Origin of the sequence: Deinococcus aquaedulcis (assembly GCF_019693445.1) — a bacterium.
GTDB lineage: Bacteria > Deinococcota > Deinococci > Deinococcales > Deinococcaceae > Deinococcus > Deinococcus aquaedulcis.
Map to the genome: position 1 here is coordinate 102408 of NZ_JAHRBL010000012.1, position 20045 is coordinate 122452.

Below are 20045 nucleotides of genomic sequence, written 5' to 3' on the forward strand. Positions count from 1 at the left end.
CAGGCCAGGGACGGGAAAGGGTGGGGTCAGCTCTTGCGAATGCCCAGCATCAGTTCGCGGTGCACCACCTTGGCGCGGGGACGGCCCAGGGCCTTGCCCTGCTCCAGCTCGTGGGCGTCCAGCGCCTGCCAGTCTTCAAAGGAGTACACATGCACGCCCTTGCCGCGCAGCAGGGCCTCCACGGCGTCCCGGTCCGGCTGCGCCGCTGGGGGCAGCGCGCCGGCCTGGGCGTCGGCCAGCAGGCCCGCCACGGTGTCGGTGGCGTCCTTGCGGTTGGTGCCTACCACGCCGCTGGGCCCGCGCTTGATCCAGCCGGCGGTGTACTCACCGGGGCGGCCGTCCACGCGACCCTCTGTGTTGGGAATCACGCCGCGTTTTTCGTCGAAGGGAACCCCACTCAGGGCCACACCCCGGTAGCCCACGCTGCGCAGCACCATCTGCACGGGCAGCACCTCGTATTCGCCGGTGCCCACCGCGTTGCCGCCCTCGTCCAGGCGGTTGCGTTCTACCTTCAGGCCGCCCACGCGCCCCTGGCCGTCGTCCAGAATTTCCACGGGCGACACCAGAAAGCGCAGGTGCACGCGCCGGGGCTTGCCTTCAGCCTCGCGCGCCGCAAAGTCGCGCAGCACTTCCACATTCTTCTTCTTGGTGTTGTCCGTGATGGCCGCTTCCTCGGCGTCGGTCAAGGCAATCTCAGCCGGGTTCACCACCGGCTCGGCGTCGCTGAGCTCGCCAAACTCGCGCAGTTCCTTGGTGGTAAAGGCCGCCTGGGCAGGCCCCCGGCGCCCCAGAATCCAGATGTCGCGCACGTGGCTGTGTTCCAGGGCGTCCAGCGCGTGGGCGGCGATGTCGCTCTCGTGCAGCTCCTGGGTGGTCTTGGCCAGAATGCGGCTCACGTCCAGCGCCACGTTGCCCACACCCACCACGGCCACGCCGCTGGCGTGCAGGACCATCTCGCGCGCCGCCGCGTCGGGGTGGCCGTTGTACCACGCTACGAATTCGGTGGCGCTCATGCTGCCGGCCAGATCCTCGCCGGGAATGCCCAGGCGGCGGTCGCTGCTCGCCCCCACCGCGTACAGCAGGGCGTCGTAGTGGGCGCGGGCGTCCTCGTAGGTGAGATCCGTGCCGAATTCCACGTTGCCGAAAAAGCGCACGCGGGGGTCGGCCAGTGTCTTTTCAAAGCCCCGGGTCACGCTCTTGATGGTCAGGTGGTCCGGCGCCACCCCGTAGCGCACCAGGCCATACGGCGTGGGCAGGCGGTCGTAGACATCCACCTGCACGGGCACGGCGGTCTGTTTCAGCAGCGCTTCGGCGGCAAAAACGCCGCTGGGGCCGCTGCCAATCACGGCCACGCGCAGGGGACGGGCTTCGGTGTAGGTCACGTTCACCGGCTGAGTGTACGCACACCCGGGGCGCGCTGGGAATGCCAACTGTCCAGCGATGACGGTTTGAGGGTGTCACTGTTCTAGGCAGAGGGGGGTGTTCAACGTGCCGCTGTCTGCCTAGGCACACGCGTTTCTTAAGAACCCTTCAGCACTCTCTCTTCTCCAGTGAGAAAAAGTGTGCAAGATGAAGAACGTTCGGGGCGGGGTGTCTTCACCTGCGTCCCCGTGAAAATCGGCCCGTCGCCTTGGCCTTGTGTGTCTCTGGCGCAGCCCTGGGAGGGGGTGCGGGGCAGGAAAAAAGGGGGAAACAACATGCGCAGCCGCCGCGTGCGGGCGGCCCAGATTTTGCTGGGCGCCCTGATTGTGCTGAACGTGCAGCAGGCGTGGGCCCACAACTGGTGGTTCTGGCACTGGGACCAGAGCACCCTGGGCGTGGGCATCTGGAACGATCTGGCCGAGGCCGAGGCGGTGCGCGCCGAGTGGGACAGCCGCACGGACCTGAGCCTGCCCCGGCGCAGCAGCCACACCGACCTGAGTGTGTTTGGCGGCAACTTTGGCGACACCGGCTGGTGGGGGCTGGCCAGCATTGAGGGCTGGGGCCTGGACTGGCCCTGGCACTGCCCCACCATCGTGGCCTGCCGGGTCACCCACGGCCACGCCCGCTTCAACTCCTTCTACGGTGGCACCACGGGCACGGGCTCGGGCAGCGACAAGCGCGGGGTCTACTGCCAGGAAGTAGGGCACCTGTTTGGCCTGGACCACAGCAACACTGGCGACTGCATGGGCAAGGGCTACTTCAACAACGTCAACCTCACCGGCCCGCACAACTGGTCGGATATCAACAGCCGGTACTGAGAGGGGGCCTGCCATGAAACTTCCTATCGTTCTGGCGCTTCTGAGTGGCCTGCTGGTGACGCAGTGGCTGGTGCCCGTGCGGCCCCGGGGCCTGCAGACCCCGCCCGGCATGCACGCCAGCTGGGTCCATTTCGCCCGCTCACTGGACGAGGCGGTCAAGCTCTCGCAGGTCGTGGTGGTGGCGCGCGTGGTGGGCGTCAAGCGCGCCAGCGACCTGACGGTGAAGGCTGAGGGCGAACCCGGCGGCGTGGACCGCGTGCCCGCCGAGCGGGTGCTGCTGGACGTGCAGGCGCTGTACGGCACGGCCCCGGCGCAGCTCACCCTCTTTCATACGGGCACGAGCACCGGGCAGCTGACCGACAAAACGCCACCTGAAAAAGCCAGGGACCAGAAGCCTATGGATCATCACGCGCCCACCCAGACCACCTCGCGCACCACGCTCCTGGAGGACGACCCGGAATACAAGGAGGGCCAGCAGTATGTGCTCTTCCTGCGCCCGGGCCCCACCCTGGACGGCACCAGGACCCTGCGCGTCATTGCCCCCGAAGGCCGCTACGAACTGCAGGGGAGCCGCCTCGTGCCTGTGACCACGCGCGGCGCGGCCAAGGAAATCGCCAGCCTCAGCTTGCCCCAGCTGGCTGAGCGCCTGAAGGCCATGTCCAGAACTCGGTTCCCGAACGTGGATATCCGTCCGCTGCCGAACTTCCCGCTGACGCCCACCCTGCCCACACCTCCCTGAGAGCGGTCACCACAAGCCCTGAGGGTGAACCCTTCGGGGTATGTGAGGCGAGCGGCACGAATGACCGTGACAGACAGCGGTTGGGGTGGCGTTAAGGGGGGGGCGTTCTTCCCCTCAGCGGAACGGAGCACTGCTGTGACAGCACAACAAAGCCCCCCGTGCAGATGACGGGGGGCTGGCGGGTGGGCTGGTTTAAGCAGCCGCGATCTGCTGCAGGGCAGATTCGTTTTTCAGGGTGATCTTGCCGTAGCCGGCGCTGATCACGCCTTCGCGGCTCAGCTCGCCCACGACCTTGGTGACGGTCTCGCGCACGCTGCCGACCGCAGCGGCCAGCTCGTCGTGGGTGGCGTAGATCATGGTCTCGCCGCTGTCAAGCTGGGTGGCCAGCGCGGTGTCCTTCAGCTCCAGCAGCTCACCGGCGATGCGGGCGCGTAGGCGCTTGCCCACCAGGCGGTAGATGCTCTCGTAGGCACGCTCCAGGGTGCGCACGAGGTGGGTGGTCACCACGAGGTTGTCCTCGGCGCTCATCAGGGCGGGGTTGATCACGTCAATGGCGCTGTCGGTCACCGCTTCGGCAAAGTAGGCACGGTTGACGCCAGCCAGGGCTTCTTCGCCGAAGTATTCACCGGGCTTGACATAGCGCAGGGTCAGGCCGTTGCCATCGTCATCCATGGTGTGCACACGCACCAGACCGGTCGAGACGCGGTAGAGCATGTCGCTCTTGCCAGGGTAGAGGATGACGGCGCCGGGGCGGTAGGTCACGGTGTCAACGAAGGTGCGGGTATTCGCAGTAGTCATTGTGTCGCCTCCTGAGGCGGAAGTGGTGGGAACTGTGGGCCGGGACCATTCCCGACGTGCTCACAGTGTAACCCAAAATCACTTTTTTGTAAACAGTTTTGTTTCTTTAATCCGTATTGAGCTTACAGACTGGCCGACAGGTCATGTGGCAGCCGAGGTGCGCTGGGTGGGCATTTCTGGCAGGGTGCCCCGCCGCTCGTCTCTCATCAGTGGCCCATGAAGGTGCAAAAAAAACCGGGGCGCAGGAGCCCCGGCTTTCGGTCACGCTGACGCTTACAGCTCGTCCTCGCGGCGGATGGGGAAGGCGCTGATCACGCTGTCCTTCTCGGCAATGTTGATGACCTTCACACCCTGGGCGTTGCGGCCGGTCACGCGCACCTCTTCCACGCGGGTGCGGATCACGGTGCCCTTCTCGGTCAGGACCATCAGCTCCTCGTTGCCTGCCACGCGCGCCAGGGTCACCAGCTTGCCGGTCTTGTCGGTCACGTCCAGGGTGATCACGCCCATGCCGCCGCGCCCCTTGGCGGGGTAGTCGGCCACTGGGGTGCGCTTGCCCAGGCCGCATTCACTGACGGCCAGCAGTTCGCTGTCGGCATCGCTGCCAGGGACCAGCGCCATGCTGACCACGGCGTCGTCCTCTCCGTCGCGCAGGCGGATGCCGATCACGCCCTGGGTGGCGCGGCCGGTGTCGCGCACCTCGCTGCTCTCAAAGCGCATGGCCTTGCCGTTGCGGGTGGCCAGCACCACATGGTCGCCGTCCTGCACTATCCCGACCCCGATCAGCTCGTCGCCGCTCTGCAGGTTGATGGCAATCAGGCCCGCCGAGGTGATGTTGCCGTAGTCGGTGATCATCGTCTTTTTCACGATGCCGTTCTTGGTGGCAAAGATGAAGCAGCCCGTCTCGTCAAAGCCCTTCACGCTCAGCACGCTGGCAATGCTCTCGTCCTCGCGCAGGCTGGGCAGCAGGTTGCGGATGTGCGTGCCCTTGGCGTCGCGCCCGGCTTCGGGCAGGTCGTAGATCTTCTCGTGGAACACGCGGCCCTGATCCGTAAAGAACAGCAGGTAGTCGTGCGTGGAGCCCACGAACACGCGGGTGTTCACGTCTTCCTCGCGCAGCTTGCCGCCACTGGCACCGCGTCCGCCCCGGCTCTGGGCGCGGTAGGCGTCCAGCTTGGTGCGCTTCAGGTACCCAGCCTTGGTCATGGTGATGACCATGTCCTCGACGGCAATCAGGTCTTCCTTGGAGATGTCCTCTTCCAGCAGGGTGATGGTGCTGCGCCGCTCGTCGCCGTAGGCGTCGCGCACATGGCGGATTTCCTTCTTGATCTCGCGCCACAGCAGCTTCTCGTCGCCCAGAATGGACTGCAGGAAGGCGATGGTCTTCTGCAGTTCGTCGTACTCGCCCTGCAGCTTCTCGCGCTCCAGGCCCACCAGTCGCTGCAGGCGCATGTCGAGAATCGCCTGCGACTGTACCTCGGTCAGGCCAAAGCGGGCCATCAGGGCGTCACGCGCCTCGGCGCCGGTGTTGCTGGCGCGGATCAGGCTGATGACCTCATCAATGTGGTCCAGCGCCTTCAGCAGCCCTTCCAGGATGTGGGCGCGTTCCAGGGCCTTATCCAGGTCGTACTGGGTGCGGCGGGTCACCACATCCTTGCGGTGGGCCAGGAAGTACCCCATCGTGTCGATCAGCGGCAGCACGCGCGGCTCGCCGTTCACGATGCTGAGGTTGATGACCGTGAAGGTGCCCTGCAGCTGGGTGTACTTGTACAGCTGGTTGAGCACCAGCGTGGGAATCGCGCCGCGCTTCAGGTCAATCACGATGCGCACGGGGTCCTTGCGGTCCGACTCGTCCCGCAGGGCGGCGATGTCCGGAATCTTGCCCGCCTTGTACATTGCCGAGATCGTCTGGATCAGGTTGGTCTTGTTCACCTGATACGGAATCTCGGAGATGATGATCTGGGTGCGGCCGTTCTTCTCGTCAATGCGGGCCTTGCCGCGCACCTTCAGGCCGCCGTGGCCGGTGGCGTACGCCTCGCGGATGCCGGCCTTGGAGATGCGCCCGCCGGTGGGGAAGTCCGGGCCATGCACGTGGTTCATCATCTCGTCCAGGCCAATGTTGGGGTTTTCAATCAGCGCCAGCAGGCCGTTGCAGATTTCGGTGAGGTTGTGCGGCGGAATGTTCGTCGCCATGCCCACGGCAATCCCCGAGGCCCCGTTGATCAGCAGGTTCGGCACCGCGCTGGGCAGCACCGAGGGCTCTTCGGTGGTCTCGTCGTAGTTGGGCTTGAGGTCCACCGTCTTTTTTTCCAGGTCGGCCAGCACTTCTTCGGCCACCTTGGTCATGCGCGCTTCGGTGTAGCGCATGGCGGCGGGCGGGTCACCGTCAATGGACCCGAAGTTGCCCTGCGGGTGCACCATCGGGTAGCGCATGTTCCACCACTGGCCCAGACGCACCATCGCGTCGTAAATTGACGAGTCGCCGTGCGGGTGGTACTTCTTCATGACCTCGCCTACCACCGACGCACTCTTGGCGTGCTTCTGGTTGGCGTACAGGCCTTCCAGCAGCATGGCGTACATGATGCGGCGCTGCACCGGTTTCAGACCGTCGCGCACGTCGGGCAGCGCGCGGTCCACGATCACGTTCATGGCGTAGTTGATGAAGTTGGTCTTGACTTCGCTGGTGATGTCAACAGGATGAATTCCAGTCATGTGGCTCCAGTCAGGGGGCTGCGCGGCGCAGAGGTGGCCGCCGCAGTCCAGAATGTCGAGGCCCGGCCTTTCCGGGAATGGAGAGATTCTATCACGAAATTCTGTTTAAGGCGTAATAGAGTCCGCTCCCTCAGTGTACCTATTGTAGCCCAAAAGCCGCGCGGAGAACGCGATTCCGCCCACCCCGCCGGGTGGGGCCTGGGCCTCACACTGGCCCTCCATGACCTTCTCTCCAGACGGCGCCCTGAACTTTCGCCAGACCCTGCCCGGCCTGTTCCGCAGCGGCAATCTCAGCCGTCTAAGTGAACCGGGGAAACAGGCCATTCAGAACGGCAACTTTGCCCGCATTCTTGATCTTCGCACCCGGGCAGAGCGTGTCTCTGACGCGCCGCCCTTCCTGGGTACCGCTGGGTACCTCAACCTTTCTGTGTTGCCCTACCGCCACCGCGCACTGAATGAGGCCACCGCCGCTGCGACCTGCAATGCCGATATTGGCCGGGCCCTGCTGGAACACGGCGCCAATCAGGTGGTGGCGGTGCTGGGGGCCATTCTGGATGCGCCCCGGGGGCCGGTGCTGATTCACTGTCACGCGGGTAAGGACCGCACGGGCCTGATCAGCGCCCTGTGCGGGGAACTGGCCGGGCAGTCCCGGGAACAGATTGGCGCGGATTACGCGGCCTCTGGGCCTGCACTCACTGCGTTCTACGCCGAGCAGCGGCGCAGGAAGACGCCGGAACAATGGGCCCGCCTGGAGCCTTTTGTGCCCAGCCAGCCCCAGGACGTCCTGCGGCCCCTGGCGTTTCTGGACGAAGCCTGGGGGGGCACAGAGGCCTACCTGAATGCGCACGGCTTTGGCCCGGACGATTCACGCGCCCTGGCCCAGCGCCTGCTGGGCGTGTAATCCCTGGTGCCCCCAATTGCCCCCACCGCGCCGCGTCCCGGTCTTTCGTCCCTGCGTCGCCACTGGCCCTTATGATGTTCTCAGCATGCTCGATCACCTCTCCCAACTTGTTAAAGACGTGGACGGCGCGTGGGCTGCGGCCATCGCCGGGCTGGACGGCCTGCTGATTGAAGGCCACAGCACCACCGACACCGATCTGAGCCTTCTGGTGGCCGAGCACGCGGGCCTGTTCCGGGTGGCCAGGTCCGCCTACGACATGACGCTGGGCGGCGGCCAGACGCGCGAACTGTACGTGCGCGGCGAGCGGCTGGCGGTGTATCTGCACCCGGTCAAGACCGATTACTTTCTGCTGCTGGCCATTGACGGCCGCAGCAACCTGGGCCAGGCCCGGCTGTATGGCCGCGACGCCGCCCGCAAACTGGAGGCCACGCTGTGATTCTTGATCCTCTGCGCACCCTGCCCGGCGTGGTGGCCGCCGCGCTGGTGGGTCCCGACGGCCTGACCATTGAAGGCCACGGCGACGGCGGCGACGCCCTGGCGGCCGAACTCAGCGCCCTGCGGGTGGGCATGGACCGCACCTGCCGCCGTTTGGGGGCGGGCGAGGTGACCCGCATCGCCTTTACCAGCGAGCGCATTGAAGTGGTGGCTGTAACCATCGCCGATTTTATTCTGGGCGCCGCCATGGCGCGCGGCACCGACACCCGCACCGCCCAGCAGACTTTGGCGCGCATTGTGCTGGACCTGCCCAACCTGCCCCGCACGGAGGGCGCGTGATCGCAGAGCTGCTGTCGGTACGGGGCGTGCGCCACGCCGCGCTGGTCTCGGCCGACGGTCAGGTGGTGGCCAAGGCCGGCCTGAGCGACGAGCAGACGGCCGCCGAACTGACCCTGGTGGCCGCCGGGCGCGCGGTAATCGGCAGCCTGCAGACCAACCTGAAAAGCGCCAGTTGGCAGGAACTGCTGCTGGACGTGGACGGCGGCCCCGTGCTGCTGACCCCCCACGGCGACCAGATTCTGCTGACCGCCTTTGATGAAGTGGGGAGCCTGGGCCGCGTGCGCTTCGCCGTGCGGCGCCTGCTGGGCAACGCCTGACCAGCGCGTCCACTTCCCTTGAGCCGGCCCAGGCCCTTTGGCGTGGGCCGCGTTCATTTGCCCCGGCGGCCAGACGCTAGCGTGGGAACATGCAAAGCCGCCCCCGTCGCCTGCGCCGCACGCCCGCGCTGCGTGCCCTGACCCAGGAAGTGCAGCTGCACCCCAGCCACTTCATTCACCCTATCTTCGTGCACGAGCGGGCGGACGTGACGCCCATTGCCACCATGCCGGGCGTCTCTCGCCACTCGGTGGAGAGCGCCGTGGCGCAGGCCAGAGAGGCCCTGGCCCTGGGTGTGCCCAGCGTGATCCTCTTCGGCATTCCTGACCACAAGGATCCTCTGGGCACCCAGGCGTATGCCGAAGAAGGCATCATTCAGCGGGCGGCGCGGGCCATCAAGGCGGCGGTGCCGCAGATCACGGTGATCGCCGACACCTGCCTGTGCGAGTACACCGACCACGGCCACTGCGGCCCGCTGTGCGAGGTGCCGGGACTGGGCGGGGCCGAGGGCTGGACGGTGGACAACGACGCCAGCCTCGCGCTGCTGGCGCGCACGGCGGTCTCACAGGCGCGCTCGGGTGCGGATGTGGTGGCCCCCAGCGCCATGATGGACGGGCAGGTGGCGGCGATTCGCGCAGCGCTGGACGAGACGGGTTTCCCCCACGTGCCCATCATGAGTTACGCCGTGAAGTACGCCAGCGCCTACTACGGCCCCTTCCGCGATGCAGCCGGCAGTGCCCCCAGCGTGGGCAACCGCGCCACCTACCAGATGAATCCGGCGGGCGGCTACCGCGAGGCCCTGCGCGAAGCCCGCCTGGACGCCGAACAGGGCGCCGACACCCTGATGGTCAAGCCTGCCCTGGCCTACCTGGATGTGCTGAGCCTCTTGAGACGCGAGTTCGATCTGCCGGTGGTGGCCTACAACGTCAGCGGCGAATACGCGCTGGTCAAGGCCGCCGCGCAGGCCGGCTACATGGACGAGCGCCGCACCGTCCTGGAAACCCTGACCGGCATGCGCCGTGCCGGTGCCGACGCGATCATCACCTACCACGCGCTGGACGCGGCCCGTTGGCTCCAAGAGCAGGTGGGCCGATGAGGACAAATCAAGAAGGGCGAAGGGCCGCCCCTGAGCCTGGGGCCCCAGGAGCAGGTGAGCCTATGAGGACAAATCAAGAAAGGCGAAGGGCCGCCCCTGAGCCTGAGGCCCCAAGAGTAGGTGGGCCTATGAGGACAAATCAAGAAAGGCGAAGGGCCGTCCCTGAGCCTGTGGCCCCTTCTATGCCGCTGCCCCAGAGCTGGGTGCGCGCATGACCAGCGCCCAGAACCCCATTCGCGTGGACTGGGTGCCCACCAGCCTGTGGCCCGGCCAGCTGGGCCTGACCTTCGCCCCGGGCAAGAAGGGCAGCAGTGTGTACCAGCCCGGCGTGGTCCACGACCGCGAGCTGGCAGCCGACATGCAGACGCTGGCCCGCGAGGGCACCCAGGTGATTGCCCCGCTGCTGGAAGACTTTGAATTCGACCTGCTGGGCCTGGAGGGCTACCACGACGCCGCCGGGGCCCACGCGCTGGCGGTGGCGCCGTATCCCATCCCCGACCAGGGCGTGCCCCGCGATACGGCCGCCTTTGCCGCCTACCTCGACGAACTGATGACGCACCTGCTGGACGGGCGCCGGGTCGTGGTGCACTGTCGGGGCGGCCTGGGCCGGGCGGGCCTGACCGCCGCCTGTCTGCTGGTGCAGGCCGGGCTGGACCCCCAGGCCGCCATAGCGCTGGTGCGCGCTGCCCGCAGCCCCCACGCCATTGAGACGGCGGAGCAGGAGGCGTTTATCCACGACTTCGCCCGGTAAGAGTGTTCAGGTCTGCGGCACGTCGTGGGCGGCCAGTTCGCCGGACAGCACCTCACAGAACGCGTCTTCGTTTTCCAGGCTGCTCAGGGTCAGGCGTACGGCTTCGCCTCCCTCGCGGTGGAAGACAATGCGGCGCAGGCGTTTGCCCAACTGCCACTGGGCCCCCCGCAGTTCGTCCCAGCGCAGCCTGTGGGCCACCGCCCGGTAGGCCAGCGGGTCGTGCTCCATGAAGGTCAGGCCCTCGGCGCTCACCTGCGGGGGCTGACGCAGCAGCTGCGCGGTGGTCCAGTTCACATAGAGTAGATACGGCCCCATGCCCAGTGCCACCCAGCGCACCCAGCCGTCCATAAAGCCAGTCACGCCCGCCCAGACAAAGCCCAGCGCCATGGCGGCGACCAGCCACATGGCGCCCCGGGTACTGCGGACATAGGCCGAGCGGTACTGGCCGCTCAGCAGCGGTGGGGCGGCAGGGGGCGGGGCTTCCGGCGACAGGGGCAGGCTCATGCGCTGAACGTAGCGAAAAAGAGAGCGCCGCGTGACCGCACCTTCGCCGGGGCCTCACGCGGCGCTCCGCTGCGCGACCTACACTGTCGGCACCATGTCTAAGACGTTTCTTGGCGCGGCGCTCCTGGCGCTGCTGGCCGCCTGCGCCCCGGCAATGACCACGGCCACGCCGGGCCGCATCGTGAACGCCGCCACGGGCGAGGAAGGCACCGTGACCTTCACGCGCGGGACCCTCTCGCCCCGGCTGGGCGACCCGTTTGCGCCGGACAACGCCACCATCCGCATCGGCCAGCGCACCTACACGGGGCGCACCTACCTGATTGGCAACGGCAGCCTGCCCGGTGGCCTGGGGGTCAGCGTGGCGTTTGGCGCCTCCAACACCGGCTCGGCGCCAGCGGCCTTCGAGACGGCCACGCGGGTGGACGCCGGGCGCTCCGTGCCCGCCTACACCGGCAACCTGATCGCCCGCGCCCAGGGTGAACCAGCGGCGCTGCTGACCTGCACCCTGACCGTGGACGCCCAGGAACGCGGCATTGGCGAGTGCTTTGACGGCGCGGGCGTGCGCTACGCCCTGCAGTTCTGATAAGGATTCCGGTTCATCAGTTATGCAATAACTGATGAACCCGACCGGAGGGCCTCGCAGAGCTGCGCAGCAGAGAAGGAAAAACGGTGACGGAGAGGAGTGGAAGCACCGCAGCGAAGCGGAGGGGCTGCAACGGATCATCCGGAAGCCGTATGACCCGCCTGCCGGGGCGGCCCACCATCGTCTGCCTGTGCGGCAGCGTGCGCTTCCTGGCGGACTTTGACGCTGCTTCGCTGGCTGAGACACTCGCCGGACGCATGGTCCTCAGCGTGGGCAGCCACCGCCAGCGCGACGAGGACGCCCTGGGCCACCTACCGGCTGGGGAGCGGGCCGCTGCCCTGGACCGCCTTGCCGAACTGCACCGCCACAAGATTGACCTGGCCGACGAGATTCTGGTCATTAACCCGGGCGGCTACGTGGGCCACCACACCCAGCAGGAAATCGACTATGCCCGCGCCCAGGGCAAGCGGGTGCGCTGGCTGATGTGCCCAGAGAGGCCCGGCCTCTGATTGCCCAGCGTCCCTTCAGCGCGGCGCGGCTTCGGGGCGCGGCGCTCCCCCTTTGGGGGTGGCATTTGTGCGGTGGCCTGGGGTGCCGATAATGAACCATGTCAGAGCCCCACGGGCGCATGGCCGACCCCGCTTCCACCCCTGCGGCGACGCGGCTGGGCGAGCTGCTGGGCGCCGCGCACCTCGCCCGGCCCACCGAGGTCTGGCGCTGCCTGCCGCTGATGCAACAGGCCCTGCCACTGGCGCGCGTGGCAGGGGACCCCGTACAGGTGGCCGAGGTGCTGACCCTGCTGGGGCTGGCCCAGCTGATGACCGGGCAGCTGCGCGGCGCCCTGGCGCCCCTGAACGAGGCCATTGCCCTGGCCACCGAACACGGCGCTGCCCACATCGCCGCCGACGCCACGCTGTGCCTGGGCAAAACCCTGGCCGAACTGGGTGACGCCTCAGCCATGGACTGCCAACGTGCGGCCCAGCGGCAATTTGCCGCGCTGGGTGACCGCGCCCAGGAGGCGGGGGCGGTGCAGGCCCTGGGGCTGACCCTGCACAAACGCCTGGAATATAAGGCGGCGGTCCCCATGCACCTGCTGGGCGTGGAGATGCACCGGGCCCTGGGCGATGAGCGCCGCGCCGCGTACGGCCTGGCCTACCTGGGCGAAACCTACGCCGATATGGGCATGGCTGTCATGGACACTGATCCCGAAGGTGGCCGCGCCCGGTTGGCCCAGGCCGCGCCGCTGCTGACCGAAGCGGCCGAAATTGCCGCGCGCACCGCAGATGCCCGGCTGCGGCGCACGGCGGCGGCGGCCCTGGCCCAGGTGGAATTTGACCGGGGCCGGGCCGAGGCGGCCGCCCGCTGGCTGGCGCAGGCCTTTGAAGCGGCGCGCAGTTCCCAGGACCTGCTGGGCGAGGGCTATGTGCTGCAGGAACAGGCCCGGCAGCAGCAGAGATGCGGCGACCTCAGCGGCGCCCTGCGCAGCCTGCGCCGTGCCTGCACCCTGATGGAAGGGGCCGGCGCGCAAAAGGGCCTGCTGGGGGTGCTCTACCAGATGGTGCAGCTGCAAGAACAGCTGGGTGAACTGTCTCCCGCCCTGAACACCCTGCGCCGCGCCCACACCCAGGAACTGGCGCTGCGCGACGAGGCCAATGAAACCCGCTTTCAACTGGCGCGGTTCCGGCTGGAAAACCAGCGCCACCGCGCCGAGGCTGAGCAGGAACGGCGCCGGGCGCAGGAATTGGAACGCCTGGTGCAGCAGCGCACGGCGCAGCTGGAGGCCAGCCACTTTGCCCTGCTGGAGCGGCTGGCGGTGGTGGCCGAGTTCCGCGACTCGGAAACGGCGGGGCACACGCGCCGGGTGGGCGCTCTGGCGGCCTTGCTGGCCCGGCGCCTGGGCATGCCCGAGCCCGAAGCCGCCATGCTGCAGCTGGCCGCCCGGCTGCACGATATTGGCAAAATTGCCATACCCGATGACGTGCTGCTCAAGCCGGGGCCCCTGAGCACCGACGAATGGGCCCTGATGCAGACCCATGCCGTGCGCGGCGCCCAGATGCTGGCCGGACGGGACTCCCCGCTGCTGGCCATGGCTGAGGCCATTGCGCTGACCCACCACGAGCGCTGGGACGGCGCTGGCTACCCGCAGGGCCTGCGCGGCGAGGCCATTCCCCTGGTGGGCCGGGTGGTGGCGCTGGCGGATGTCTACGACGCCCTGGGCCGTGTGCGGCCCTACAAGCAGGCGTGGTCCCACGCAGCCATGGTGGAAGAAATCCGGCGCGGGGCCGGCACCCACTTTGATCCGCAGGTGGTGGCGGCCTTTCTGGACCTGCTGGCCGAGCGCCGCTGGGCGCCGCTGGGAGAGGCGGCTGGTCCGGCGCCTGGCCCCCCCCGCGCCTTGATTCCGTCCCCTGCCACGGAATTGTCAGGGGACGCCCCCTATAACGGAGCCATGGATGAGCTCTGGCAGGAACGCAACCGCAATCCCCAGTGGGTGCGTGCCGAGCTGGAGAACCGCGCGCCGTCGCCGCACCGCGCGGTCGTGGAGGCCTACCTGGACTGGCGCGCAGGCCACCCGGACCGCGCCATGGCCCGCCTCGTGGACGAACTGCCCGCCCTGAGCGGGCGCTGGCGGGGCCGGGCGCTGAACGTGCAGGCCAGCATTCTGGCGGAAGCGCTGGAACTGGATCAGGCCCATGTGCTCTACGCCGAGGAATTACGGGTGACCCAGGTCTGCGGGGACACGGCGGGGGAGTGGCGGGCGCGTCATGACCTGGGCAATCTGTTTCTCGATATTGCCCCCGAGCGCTGCGCCGGCCCCCTGCGCGAGGTGATTGCGGGTGCCCAGGCGGCAGGCGAACTGGACACCCTGATCGTGGCGCACCTGAACAGCGCCCTGTATGCCGAAGGGCTGGGGCTGAGTGAGGGCCAGCGCGCCGAGCATCTTTCGGCGGTGCTGGCCCTGGCCGAGCAGACGTGGCCAGACCTGTATGCGGTGGCGCGCGTGATCCTGGTGGATGACGCCCTGCGGGCAGGCGATCTGGCCCAGGCCGAAGCCCATCTGGCGGCGGTGCGCGCCCTGCCGCCGCTGACCATCCGGCAGTCGCGCAGCGACCTGCTGCTGGCCGAGTGTCAGGTGTGGCGGGCCCAGGGGCAGGCCGCCCAGGCCGCAGCGTTGCTGCGCGACGAGCTGTCCCGAGTCCCGCTGGTGGAGCAGCCCCGGTTGCTGCGGCCCCTGGCACAGGCCCTGGAAGAAGCGGGCGATCTGGCCGGTGCGCTGGCCGCCGAGCGGCAGCATAGTGAAGCCTGGAAGGCTGCAGAAGGCACCCGGCGCGAGCGCACCATGCGCGCCCTGGAGGTCTGGCACTGCACGTCCCAGGCCCGCGCCGAGGCCGAGCGCGAACGGGAGCGGGCGCTGCAGTTGCAGGTGGCCCTCAGTGAACTGCGCGCCGCCCACGAGCAGATTCAGGAAATCAGCCGCCGCGACGGCCTGACGGGGCTCTACAACCGCCAGCACCTCATGGAAGCGGGCGCCGCTGCGCTGGCCCAGGCCACCTCGTCGCGCCCCGCGCAGGTGGCCCTGCTGGACGTAGACAAGTTCAAGCGCATCAATGACGAGGCGGGCCACCACGCCGGTGACGAGGTGCTGCGCGGCGTGGCGCGGCTGTTGCAAGAAGGCCTGCGTCCAGGTGACCTGTGCGCCCGCTTTGGGGGCGAGGAATTTGTGGTGGTGCGCCCGGCTGGCGCTGGCCATGATCTGGCGGCCGATCTGCGCCGTCTGGGGCGCGCCATGACCCAGCACCCCTGGGCTCTGCCCGCCGCGCTAACGGTCAGCGCCAGTGTGGGCGTGGCTGTGGCCACCACTGCCGATCTGCAGCAGGCCCTGGCCCAGGCCGACGCGCGAATGTACGCGGCCAAACGCGACGGTGGCGGCCGCGTGTATGACCACGATCCAGTGCCGGCCTAAGAACCCGGAGCAGGTGAGGCGGTAGACGTCAGTTGCGCTGGGCGACCAGCGGGCGTAGGCCAAGGTCCAGACAGCGGAAGAGCTGGGGCGCCGCCTTCAGAGCCCAGTTCGGCGCCGGGCGGGGGGCTGGCACTCTGAATCACCGCACACAAAAAAGCCCCGGCTATGGACCGGGGCCTTGTCTGGCGGCTTCGCTTACGCCTGACCGTACATCACAGCGCGCTTAACTTCCTCAATCAGCTGGGTGATGGGAATGTCGCGCGGGCAGGCTTCGGTGCAGTTGTACGCGGTGCGGCAGCGCCACACGCCCGTGTTCTGGTTCATGATACCCAGGCGCTGGTGCGTGGCCTCGTCGCGGCTGTCGAAGATAAAGCGGTGCGCCTGCACAATGGCGGCCGGGCCCAGGTACGACCCGTTGACCCAGAAGATGGGGCAGGAGGTCGTGCAGCACGCGCACAGAATGCAGTTGCTGGAGTGCGCCATGCGCTCGGCCTGCTCTTCGCTCTGAATGCGCTCGGCGGCGGGGGCCGGCGACTCGTTGATGAAGTACGGCATGATCGCCTTATAGGAGTCGAAAAACGGCTCCATGTCCACCAGCAGGTCCTTTTCCACCTTCAGGCCCCGGATGGGCTCAACCTGGATGGTGCCGCCGTTTTTGGCCACGTCGCGCACCAGGGTCTTGCAGGCCAGCCGGTTGCGGCCGTTGATCAGCATGGCGTCGCTGCCGCAGATGCCGTGCATGCACGAGCGGCGGAAGGTCAGGCTGGGTTCCAGGTACCACTTGATGTGGTTGATGACGTCCAGCACGCGGTCGCCCGGCTGGGCTTCCACGTCGTAGGTGGTCCAGTGCGCCTTCTTGTCCTTTTCAGGGTCAAAGCGCAGGACCTTGACTTTCAGTTGCAGCATGGGGACCCCCAGGGGGGCCACCACGCCGGTATTGGTTGCAGTCTGGGTCATGGGGATTCCTTGCGAGGTGGGGCTCAGTACACGCGCGGCTTGGGTTCAAAGGCCCGCGTGAACCCCTTCAGGGCCACCGGCTTGTAGCCAATAACCACGTTGCCATCCTTGTTCAGGTCCTTGTAGGCCATGGTGTGCTTGAGCCAGTTGCTGTCGTCGCGCTCGGCGTAGTCCTCGCGGTCGTGCGCCCCGCGCGACTCGGTGCGGTTCAGGGCACTGGCGGTCATGGCCTCCGCACAGTCAAGCATAAAGCCCAGTTCCATGGCCTCGATCAGCTCACTGTTGTAGCGGCGGCTGGGGTCCGACACCGTGACGTTGTGGTAGCGGGCCTTGAGCTCCTGAATGATGCCGACCTGACGCTCCATGTCGGGGCCGTTGCGGAAGATGCCCACGTTGTTCATCATGGATTCCTGCAGCTCCTTGCGGATGGCGGCGGCGTTGTCCTTGCCACTTCCATTGCGCAGGCGGTCGAACATATCCATCGTCTCGCGCTCGGCCCCTTCGGGCATGTCGGGGAACTCGACCTGGCGGGCGTACTGCGCGGCGTAGATCCCCGCGCGGCGGCCGAACACCACGAGGTCGCCGAGGCTGTTGGTGCCCAGGCGGTTGGCGCCGTGCAGCGACACGCACGCCTGCTCGCCCGCCGCATACAGCCCTTCGATGCTGCCGCCCGAACCGTCACTGAGGCACAGGCCGTTCAGGTCGGTGGGAATGCCACCCATGGCGTAGTGCGCGGTGGGCTGAATCGGCACGAGGTCCTTGACCGGGTCCATGCCCAGGTAGGTGCGGGCCAGGTCGGTAATCTCGGCCAGCTTGCCCTCAATCACGTCACGCGGTAGGTGCGTCAGGTCAATGTTGACGGCGTCCTTGTCGCGGCCCACGCCGCGCCCCTCGCGGATCTCCTTGATGATGGAGCGCGACACGATGTCGCGGGGCGCGAGGTCCTTGATGGTGGGCGCGTAGCGTTCCATGAACCGCTCGCCGCTGTCGTTGCGCAGGATGCCGCCCTCACCACGAATGCCTTCCGTCACCAGGATGCCCAGCTTGGCCAGCCCGGTGGGGTGGAACTGGTAGAACTCCATGTCTTCCAGCGGCAGCCCCTTGCGGTAGTAGATGCTCATCAGGTCGCCGGTCAGCGTCAGGGCATTCGAGGTGATCTTGAAGATGCGCCCGTAGCCGCCCGCTGCCAGAATGACCGCCTTGGCGTGGAAGGTGTGAATCTCGCCCGTGGCGAGGTGGTAGGCCACCAGCCCCCGGCAGCGCCCGCCCTCAATGATCAGGTCGGTGACGTGGAATTCGTTGAAAAAGGTGGTGCCGGCCTTGACGTTCTGCTGGTACAGCGTCTGCAGGATCATGTGGCCGGTGCGGTCCTTGGCGTAGCAGCTGCGCTCCACCGCCGCCTTGCCGAAGTCGCGGGTGTGGCCGCCGAACTTGCGCTGGGCAATCTTGCCCTCGGGCGTGCGCGAAAACGGCAGGCCCATGTGCTCCAGCTCGTACACAGCGTCAATGATGTCCTTGGCGAACACCTCGGCGGCGTCCTGGTCGGTCAGGTAGTCGCCGCCCTTGACGGTGTCGAACATGTGCCATTCCCAGTGGTCTTCCTGCACGTTGCCCAGCGCCGCGCCAATGCCGCCCTGCGCCGCGCCCGTGTGCGAGCGCGTGGGGTACAGCTTGGAGATACAGGCCACGCTCACGTTGCCCTTGGCGGCGTACAGCGCGGCCATCAGCCCGGCGCCGCCTGCACCCACCACCAGCACGTCATAACGATGATGCATAGTTTTCAGTCTTCCTTTGCGGGAATTAAATGGAGAACAGGCCCACGGTGCCGAAGGCGAACACGAGCGCCACCACGGTGTAGAACACGCCCTTGACCCAGGCGCGGTTGGGGCGCGAACGCACGTAGTCCTCAATGGAATAGCGCGCGCCGTTGGCGCCGTGCAGCAGCGACAGCGACAGAATCAGCCAGTCGTAGAACTTCCAGGCCGGGTTGGCCAGCTTGTTCACCACGGCGTCGTAGGTGGCGTCGGACTCGCTGACCTGAATAAAGGTCATGTAGATGTGCCCCAGGACCAGAAACATCAGGATCAGGCCGCTGATGCGCATGAAGATCCACCAGTTCAGCTCGGCGTTGGTGTGCGACTGCGCGCGGGCGTCGGTGAAGGTGCGGGCGCGGATCATCAGTAGCCCCCCATGATGCGCGGGTACAGGGTCCAGGCGGCGTACACGAAGGCGGCGGCGCTGATCAGCAGCACCCCGTACCACATCTGGCGCTGGTAGGCCACGCCAAAGCCCGTGAAGTCCATGATGATGATGCGCAGGCCGTTAAACGCGTGGTACACCACGCCCGCCGTCACGAAGATCAGGCCCACACGGAAGGGCCACAGGTCGTAACGCTCGTGAATCACCATGTAGAACTCTTCGCCGAAAATAAACGACCCGATGCTGAACACGTGCAGCAACAGGTAAGCCAGAATCGCCAGTCCGGACAGGCGGTGAAGCAGGAACGCCCACTGCCCCTCTCTTCCTCGGTACATCCTTATGTCCTCCTCAACGTCTTTGCCCGGGCATGGTTGCCGGTGCTGCCTTACGCCCACACACTCTAGGGCGAACGTTATGCCGAGTGGGTGACCGTTCACACCACGCTTTCAGACGGGCACAAGTCTATCACTCTGGGCCCAAAGGGCGCCCCGAAAGCGGCCCGCTTCCCAGAACGCGGCCAGGGCGCGCTACCCTGTGCGCCATGAGCACCAAAGACCCCGCCCTGGAAGCCGAGTTCACCCGCAAGATGGTGCTGGGCATCCTGGGTACCCTGGAACAGAAGGGCCTCCTGAGCAAAGAAGAGGTGGACGGCATCATCAAGGCCGCCCGGCAGGCTGCGCAGCCCGCACCAAAGCGGCCCCTGGGCGGCCCCGCTGGCCCCGGCACGACCTGGGTCCGGCCCGGGCAGAGCCACGAGCCGGTTGACCGCAGCACCCCAGTGGCCATTCCCAATGTGCAGCGGCAGCCGGAGCCGGTCAGGGCGGAACCTGCCCCGCCTGTCATTGACATCGATTTGAAGTAAGTCTCGGGGCTCGACTCTTGTGAGAGTGGCAGTACGAGATGTTTTTCACAGGTCCATACCAATTGGACACGTCCCGCTTTCGGTCAAATGAGGCAACAGATGAGGCGCTAATGCGCTATGGGTGAGTCGTATGACGATACGACGACCGAGTTCTCATGCTCCGCCTTCTCGCACCCGCCGTTACGGCGGGGCTTTGCTGGCTACTCTGTTTCTGACCACCACCCATCTGCCCGGTGTGGTGGCCCTGGCGGCGCCCCAGATCTTTGCCCGTGTGGGGCCCGGCGCCAGCAATTTCCCCGCCAATTTTGCGGCGTTCACCGATCCCACCTTTGGCGAGATTGGCGACGCGATCAATGTGGCCAACGGCAACGCCTACTTCCAGACCGCTAACGTCAACTGGAACAACCTCAACACCTCTAACACCGGTACCGCCAACTCAGCCAGCAAAACGCAGACGAACGGGGTGCTGCGGCTGTACGGGTTCAATTCGGCCCACGGGAGCCCGGTGGCAGCGGAGTACGCCCTCGGCCAAGGGGACGGCAGCCAGCAGCTGTTCCGGCGGGCGACCGAGGACGAAATCAACACGGGCCCCAGCTGGATCAGGGAACGCTACGCCGGCATCCGGGCAGGGGTCACCTTCTTCATCAGCAAAC

General features: G+C 67.1%; 21 protein-coding genes. 13 read left to right on the forward strand and 8 right to left on the reverse strand.

The annotated features are described in order from the left end of the window. Positions 1-26 precede the first annotated feature (26 nt). Positions 27-1388, reverse strand: a complete 1362-nt coding sequence (locus tag KMW22_RS13960; RefSeq protein ID WP_221090656.1) for an FAD-dependent oxidoreductase — start codon at positions 1386-1388, stop codon at positions 27-29. Positions 1389-1697: 309 nt separating this feature from the next. Between KMW22_RS13960 and KMW22_RS13965 the strand changes: the two genes are divergently transcribed. Together KMW22_RS13965 and KMW22_RS13970 are read left to right on the forward strand one after the other, a co-directional pair. Further along, positions 1698-2240 (forward strand): M66 family metalloprotease, encoded by a 543-nt coding sequence (locus KMW22_RS13965; protein WP_221090657.1) that lies wholly within the window; start codon positions 1698-1700, stop codon positions 2238-2240. Between the two features lie 13 nt (positions 2241-2253). Next, the gene (locus KMW22_RS13970; RefSeq protein ID WP_221090658.1) at positions 2254-2979 is read left to right on the forward strand and encodes a hypothetical protein; all 726 of its coding nucleotides are present in this window, start codon (positions 2254-2256) and stop codon (positions 2977-2979) included. Positions 2980-3171: 192 nt separating this feature from the next. On the opposite strand, the gene KMW22_RS13975 is transcribed toward KMW22_RS13970, so the two are convergent. Both KMW22_RS13975 and gyrA read right to left on the reverse strand, forming a co-directional pair. Beyond that, positions 3172-3777: a helix-turn-helix domain-containing protein gene (locus tag KMW22_RS13975; protein WP_221090659.1), complete on the reverse strand. Its 606-nt coding sequence runs from the start codon at positions 3775-3777 to the stop codon at positions 3172-3174. Between the two features lie 273 nt (positions 3778-4050). Beyond that, a complete protein-coding gene (gene gyrA, locus KMW22_RS13980) occupies positions 4051-6486 on the reverse strand; it encodes a DNA gyrase subunit A (protein ID WP_221090660.1) in 2436 nt (811 codons plus the stop codon). A gap of 220 nt (positions 6487-6706) precedes the next feature. Between gyrA and KMW22_RS13985 the strand changes: the two genes are divergently transcribed. The 6 genes from KMW22_RS13985 to KMW22_RS14010 all read left to right on the forward strand — a co-directional run bounded on the left by KMW22_RS13985 (position 6707) and on the right by KMW22_RS14010 (position 10323). Further along, positions 6707-7387, forward strand: coding sequence for a tyrosine-protein phosphatase (locus KMW22_RS13985; protein ID WP_221090661.1), 681 nt, complete (start codon positions 6707-6709; stop codon positions 7385-7387). An 85-nt stretch (positions 7388-7472) separates the two neighbouring features. After that, entirely contained in the window at positions 7473-7823 is a 351-nt protein-coding gene (locus tag KMW22_RS13990; protein WP_221090662.1) for a roadblock/LC7 domain-containing protein, read from the forward strand. Continuing rightward, on the forward strand, positions 7820-8161 hold the full coding sequence (locus KMW22_RS13995) for a roadblock/LC7 domain-containing protein (RefSeq protein ID WP_221090663.1): 342 nt from the start codon (positions 7820-7822) through the stop codon (positions 8159-8161). The genes KMW22_RS13990 and KMW22_RS13995 overlap by 4 nt, the downstream gene beginning before the upstream one ends. Then, the gene (locus KMW22_RS14000; protein ID WP_221090664.1) at positions 8158-8478 is read left to right on the forward strand and encodes a roadblock/LC7 domain-containing protein; all 321 of its coding nucleotides are present in this window, start codon (positions 8158-8160) and stop codon (positions 8476-8478) included. The genes KMW22_RS13995 and KMW22_RS14000 overlap by 4 nt, the downstream gene beginning before the upstream one ends. An 89-nt stretch (positions 8479-8567) precedes the next feature. Then, positions 8568-9572 (forward strand): porphobilinogen synthase, encoded by a 1005-nt coding sequence (gene hemB / locus KMW22_RS14005; protein ID WP_221090665.1) that lies wholly within the window; start codon positions 8568-8570, stop codon positions 9570-9572. A gap of 211 nt (positions 9573-9783) precedes the next feature. Next, positions 9784-10323, forward strand: coding sequence for a cyclin-dependent kinase inhibitor 3 family protein (locus tag KMW22_RS14010; RefSeq protein ID WP_221090666.1), 540 nt, complete (start codon positions 9784-9786; stop codon positions 10321-10323). A gap of 6 nt (positions 10324-10329) precedes the next feature. Here the strand turns inward: KMW22_RS14010 and KMW22_RS14015 are convergent, their stop codons facing one another. Next, the gene (locus KMW22_RS14015) at positions 10330-10827 is read right to left on the reverse strand and encodes a hypothetical protein (protein ID WP_221090667.1); all 498 of its coding nucleotides are present in this window, start codon (positions 10825-10827) and stop codon (positions 10330-10332) included. 94 nt (positions 10828-10921) lie between these two features. Here KMW22_RS14015 and KMW22_RS14020 point away from each other — a divergent pair, with 94 nt between their 5' ends. From KMW22_RS14020 to KMW22_RS14030, 3 genes are all read left to right on the forward strand, one after another. Next, on the forward strand, positions 10922-11410 hold the full coding sequence (locus KMW22_RS14020; protein ID WP_221090668.1) for a hypothetical protein: 489 nt from the start codon (positions 10922-10924) through the stop codon (positions 11408-11410). A gap of 152 nt (positions 11411-11562) precedes the next feature. Beyond that, positions 11563-11919 carry a hypothetical protein gene (locus KMW22_RS14025; protein ID WP_221090669.1) on the forward strand — a complete coding sequence of 119 codons (357 nt, stop codon included), beginning with the start codon at positions 11563-11565 and terminating at the stop codon, positions 11917-11919. 98 nt (positions 11920-12017) lie between these two features. Then, positions 12018-15374 carry a diguanylate cyclase gene (locus KMW22_RS14030; protein ID WP_221090670.1) on the forward strand — a complete coding sequence of 1119 codons (3357 nt, stop codon included), beginning with the start codon at positions 12018-12020 and terminating at the stop codon, positions 15372-15374. A 195-nt stretch (positions 15375-15569) separates the two neighbouring features. On the opposite strand, the gene KMW22_RS14035 is transcribed toward KMW22_RS14030, so the two are convergent. The 4 genes from KMW22_RS14035 to sdhC are packed head-to-tail and all read right to left on the reverse strand — an operon-like array spanning position 15570 to position 18871. Continuing rightward, entirely contained in the window at positions 15570-16331 is a 762-nt protein-coding gene (locus tag KMW22_RS14035; protein WP_221090671.1) for a succinate dehydrogenase iron-sulfur subunit, read from the reverse strand. A gap of 23 nt (positions 16332-16354) precedes the next feature. Further along, complete coding sequence (sdhA, locus tag KMW22_RS14040; protein WP_221090672.1) at positions 16355-18106, reverse strand: succinate dehydrogenase flavoprotein subunit; 1752 nt, start codon at positions 18104-18106, stop codon at positions 16355-16357. A gap of 25 nt (positions 18107-18131) precedes the next feature. Further along, positions 18132-18509, reverse strand: a complete 378-nt coding sequence (locus KMW22_RS14045; RefSeq protein ID WP_221090673.1) for a succinate dehydrogenase hydrophobic membrane anchor subunit — start codon at positions 18507-18509, stop codon at positions 18132-18134. Then, a complete protein-coding gene (gene sdhC, locus KMW22_RS14050) occupies positions 18509-18871 on the reverse strand; it encodes a succinate dehydrogenase, cytochrome b556 subunit (protein ID WP_407928449.1) in 363 nt (120 codons plus the stop codon). Before sdhC ends, KMW22_RS14045 begins: the two co-directional genes overlap by 1 nt. A 200-nt stretch (positions 18872-19071) precedes the next feature. Between sdhC and KMW22_RS14055 the strand changes: the two genes are divergently transcribed. Together KMW22_RS14055 and KMW22_RS14060 are read left to right on the forward strand one after the other, a co-directional pair. Further along, positions 19072-19392: a hypothetical protein gene (locus tag KMW22_RS14055; protein ID WP_221090675.1), complete on the forward strand. Its 321-nt coding sequence runs from the start codon at positions 19072-19074 to the stop codon at positions 19390-19392. A gap of 193 nt (positions 19393-19585) precedes the next feature. Beyond that, positions 19586-20045 (forward strand): hypothetical protein (locus KMW22_RS14060; protein WP_221090676.1); only part of this gene is annotated, 460 nt, incomplete at its 3' end.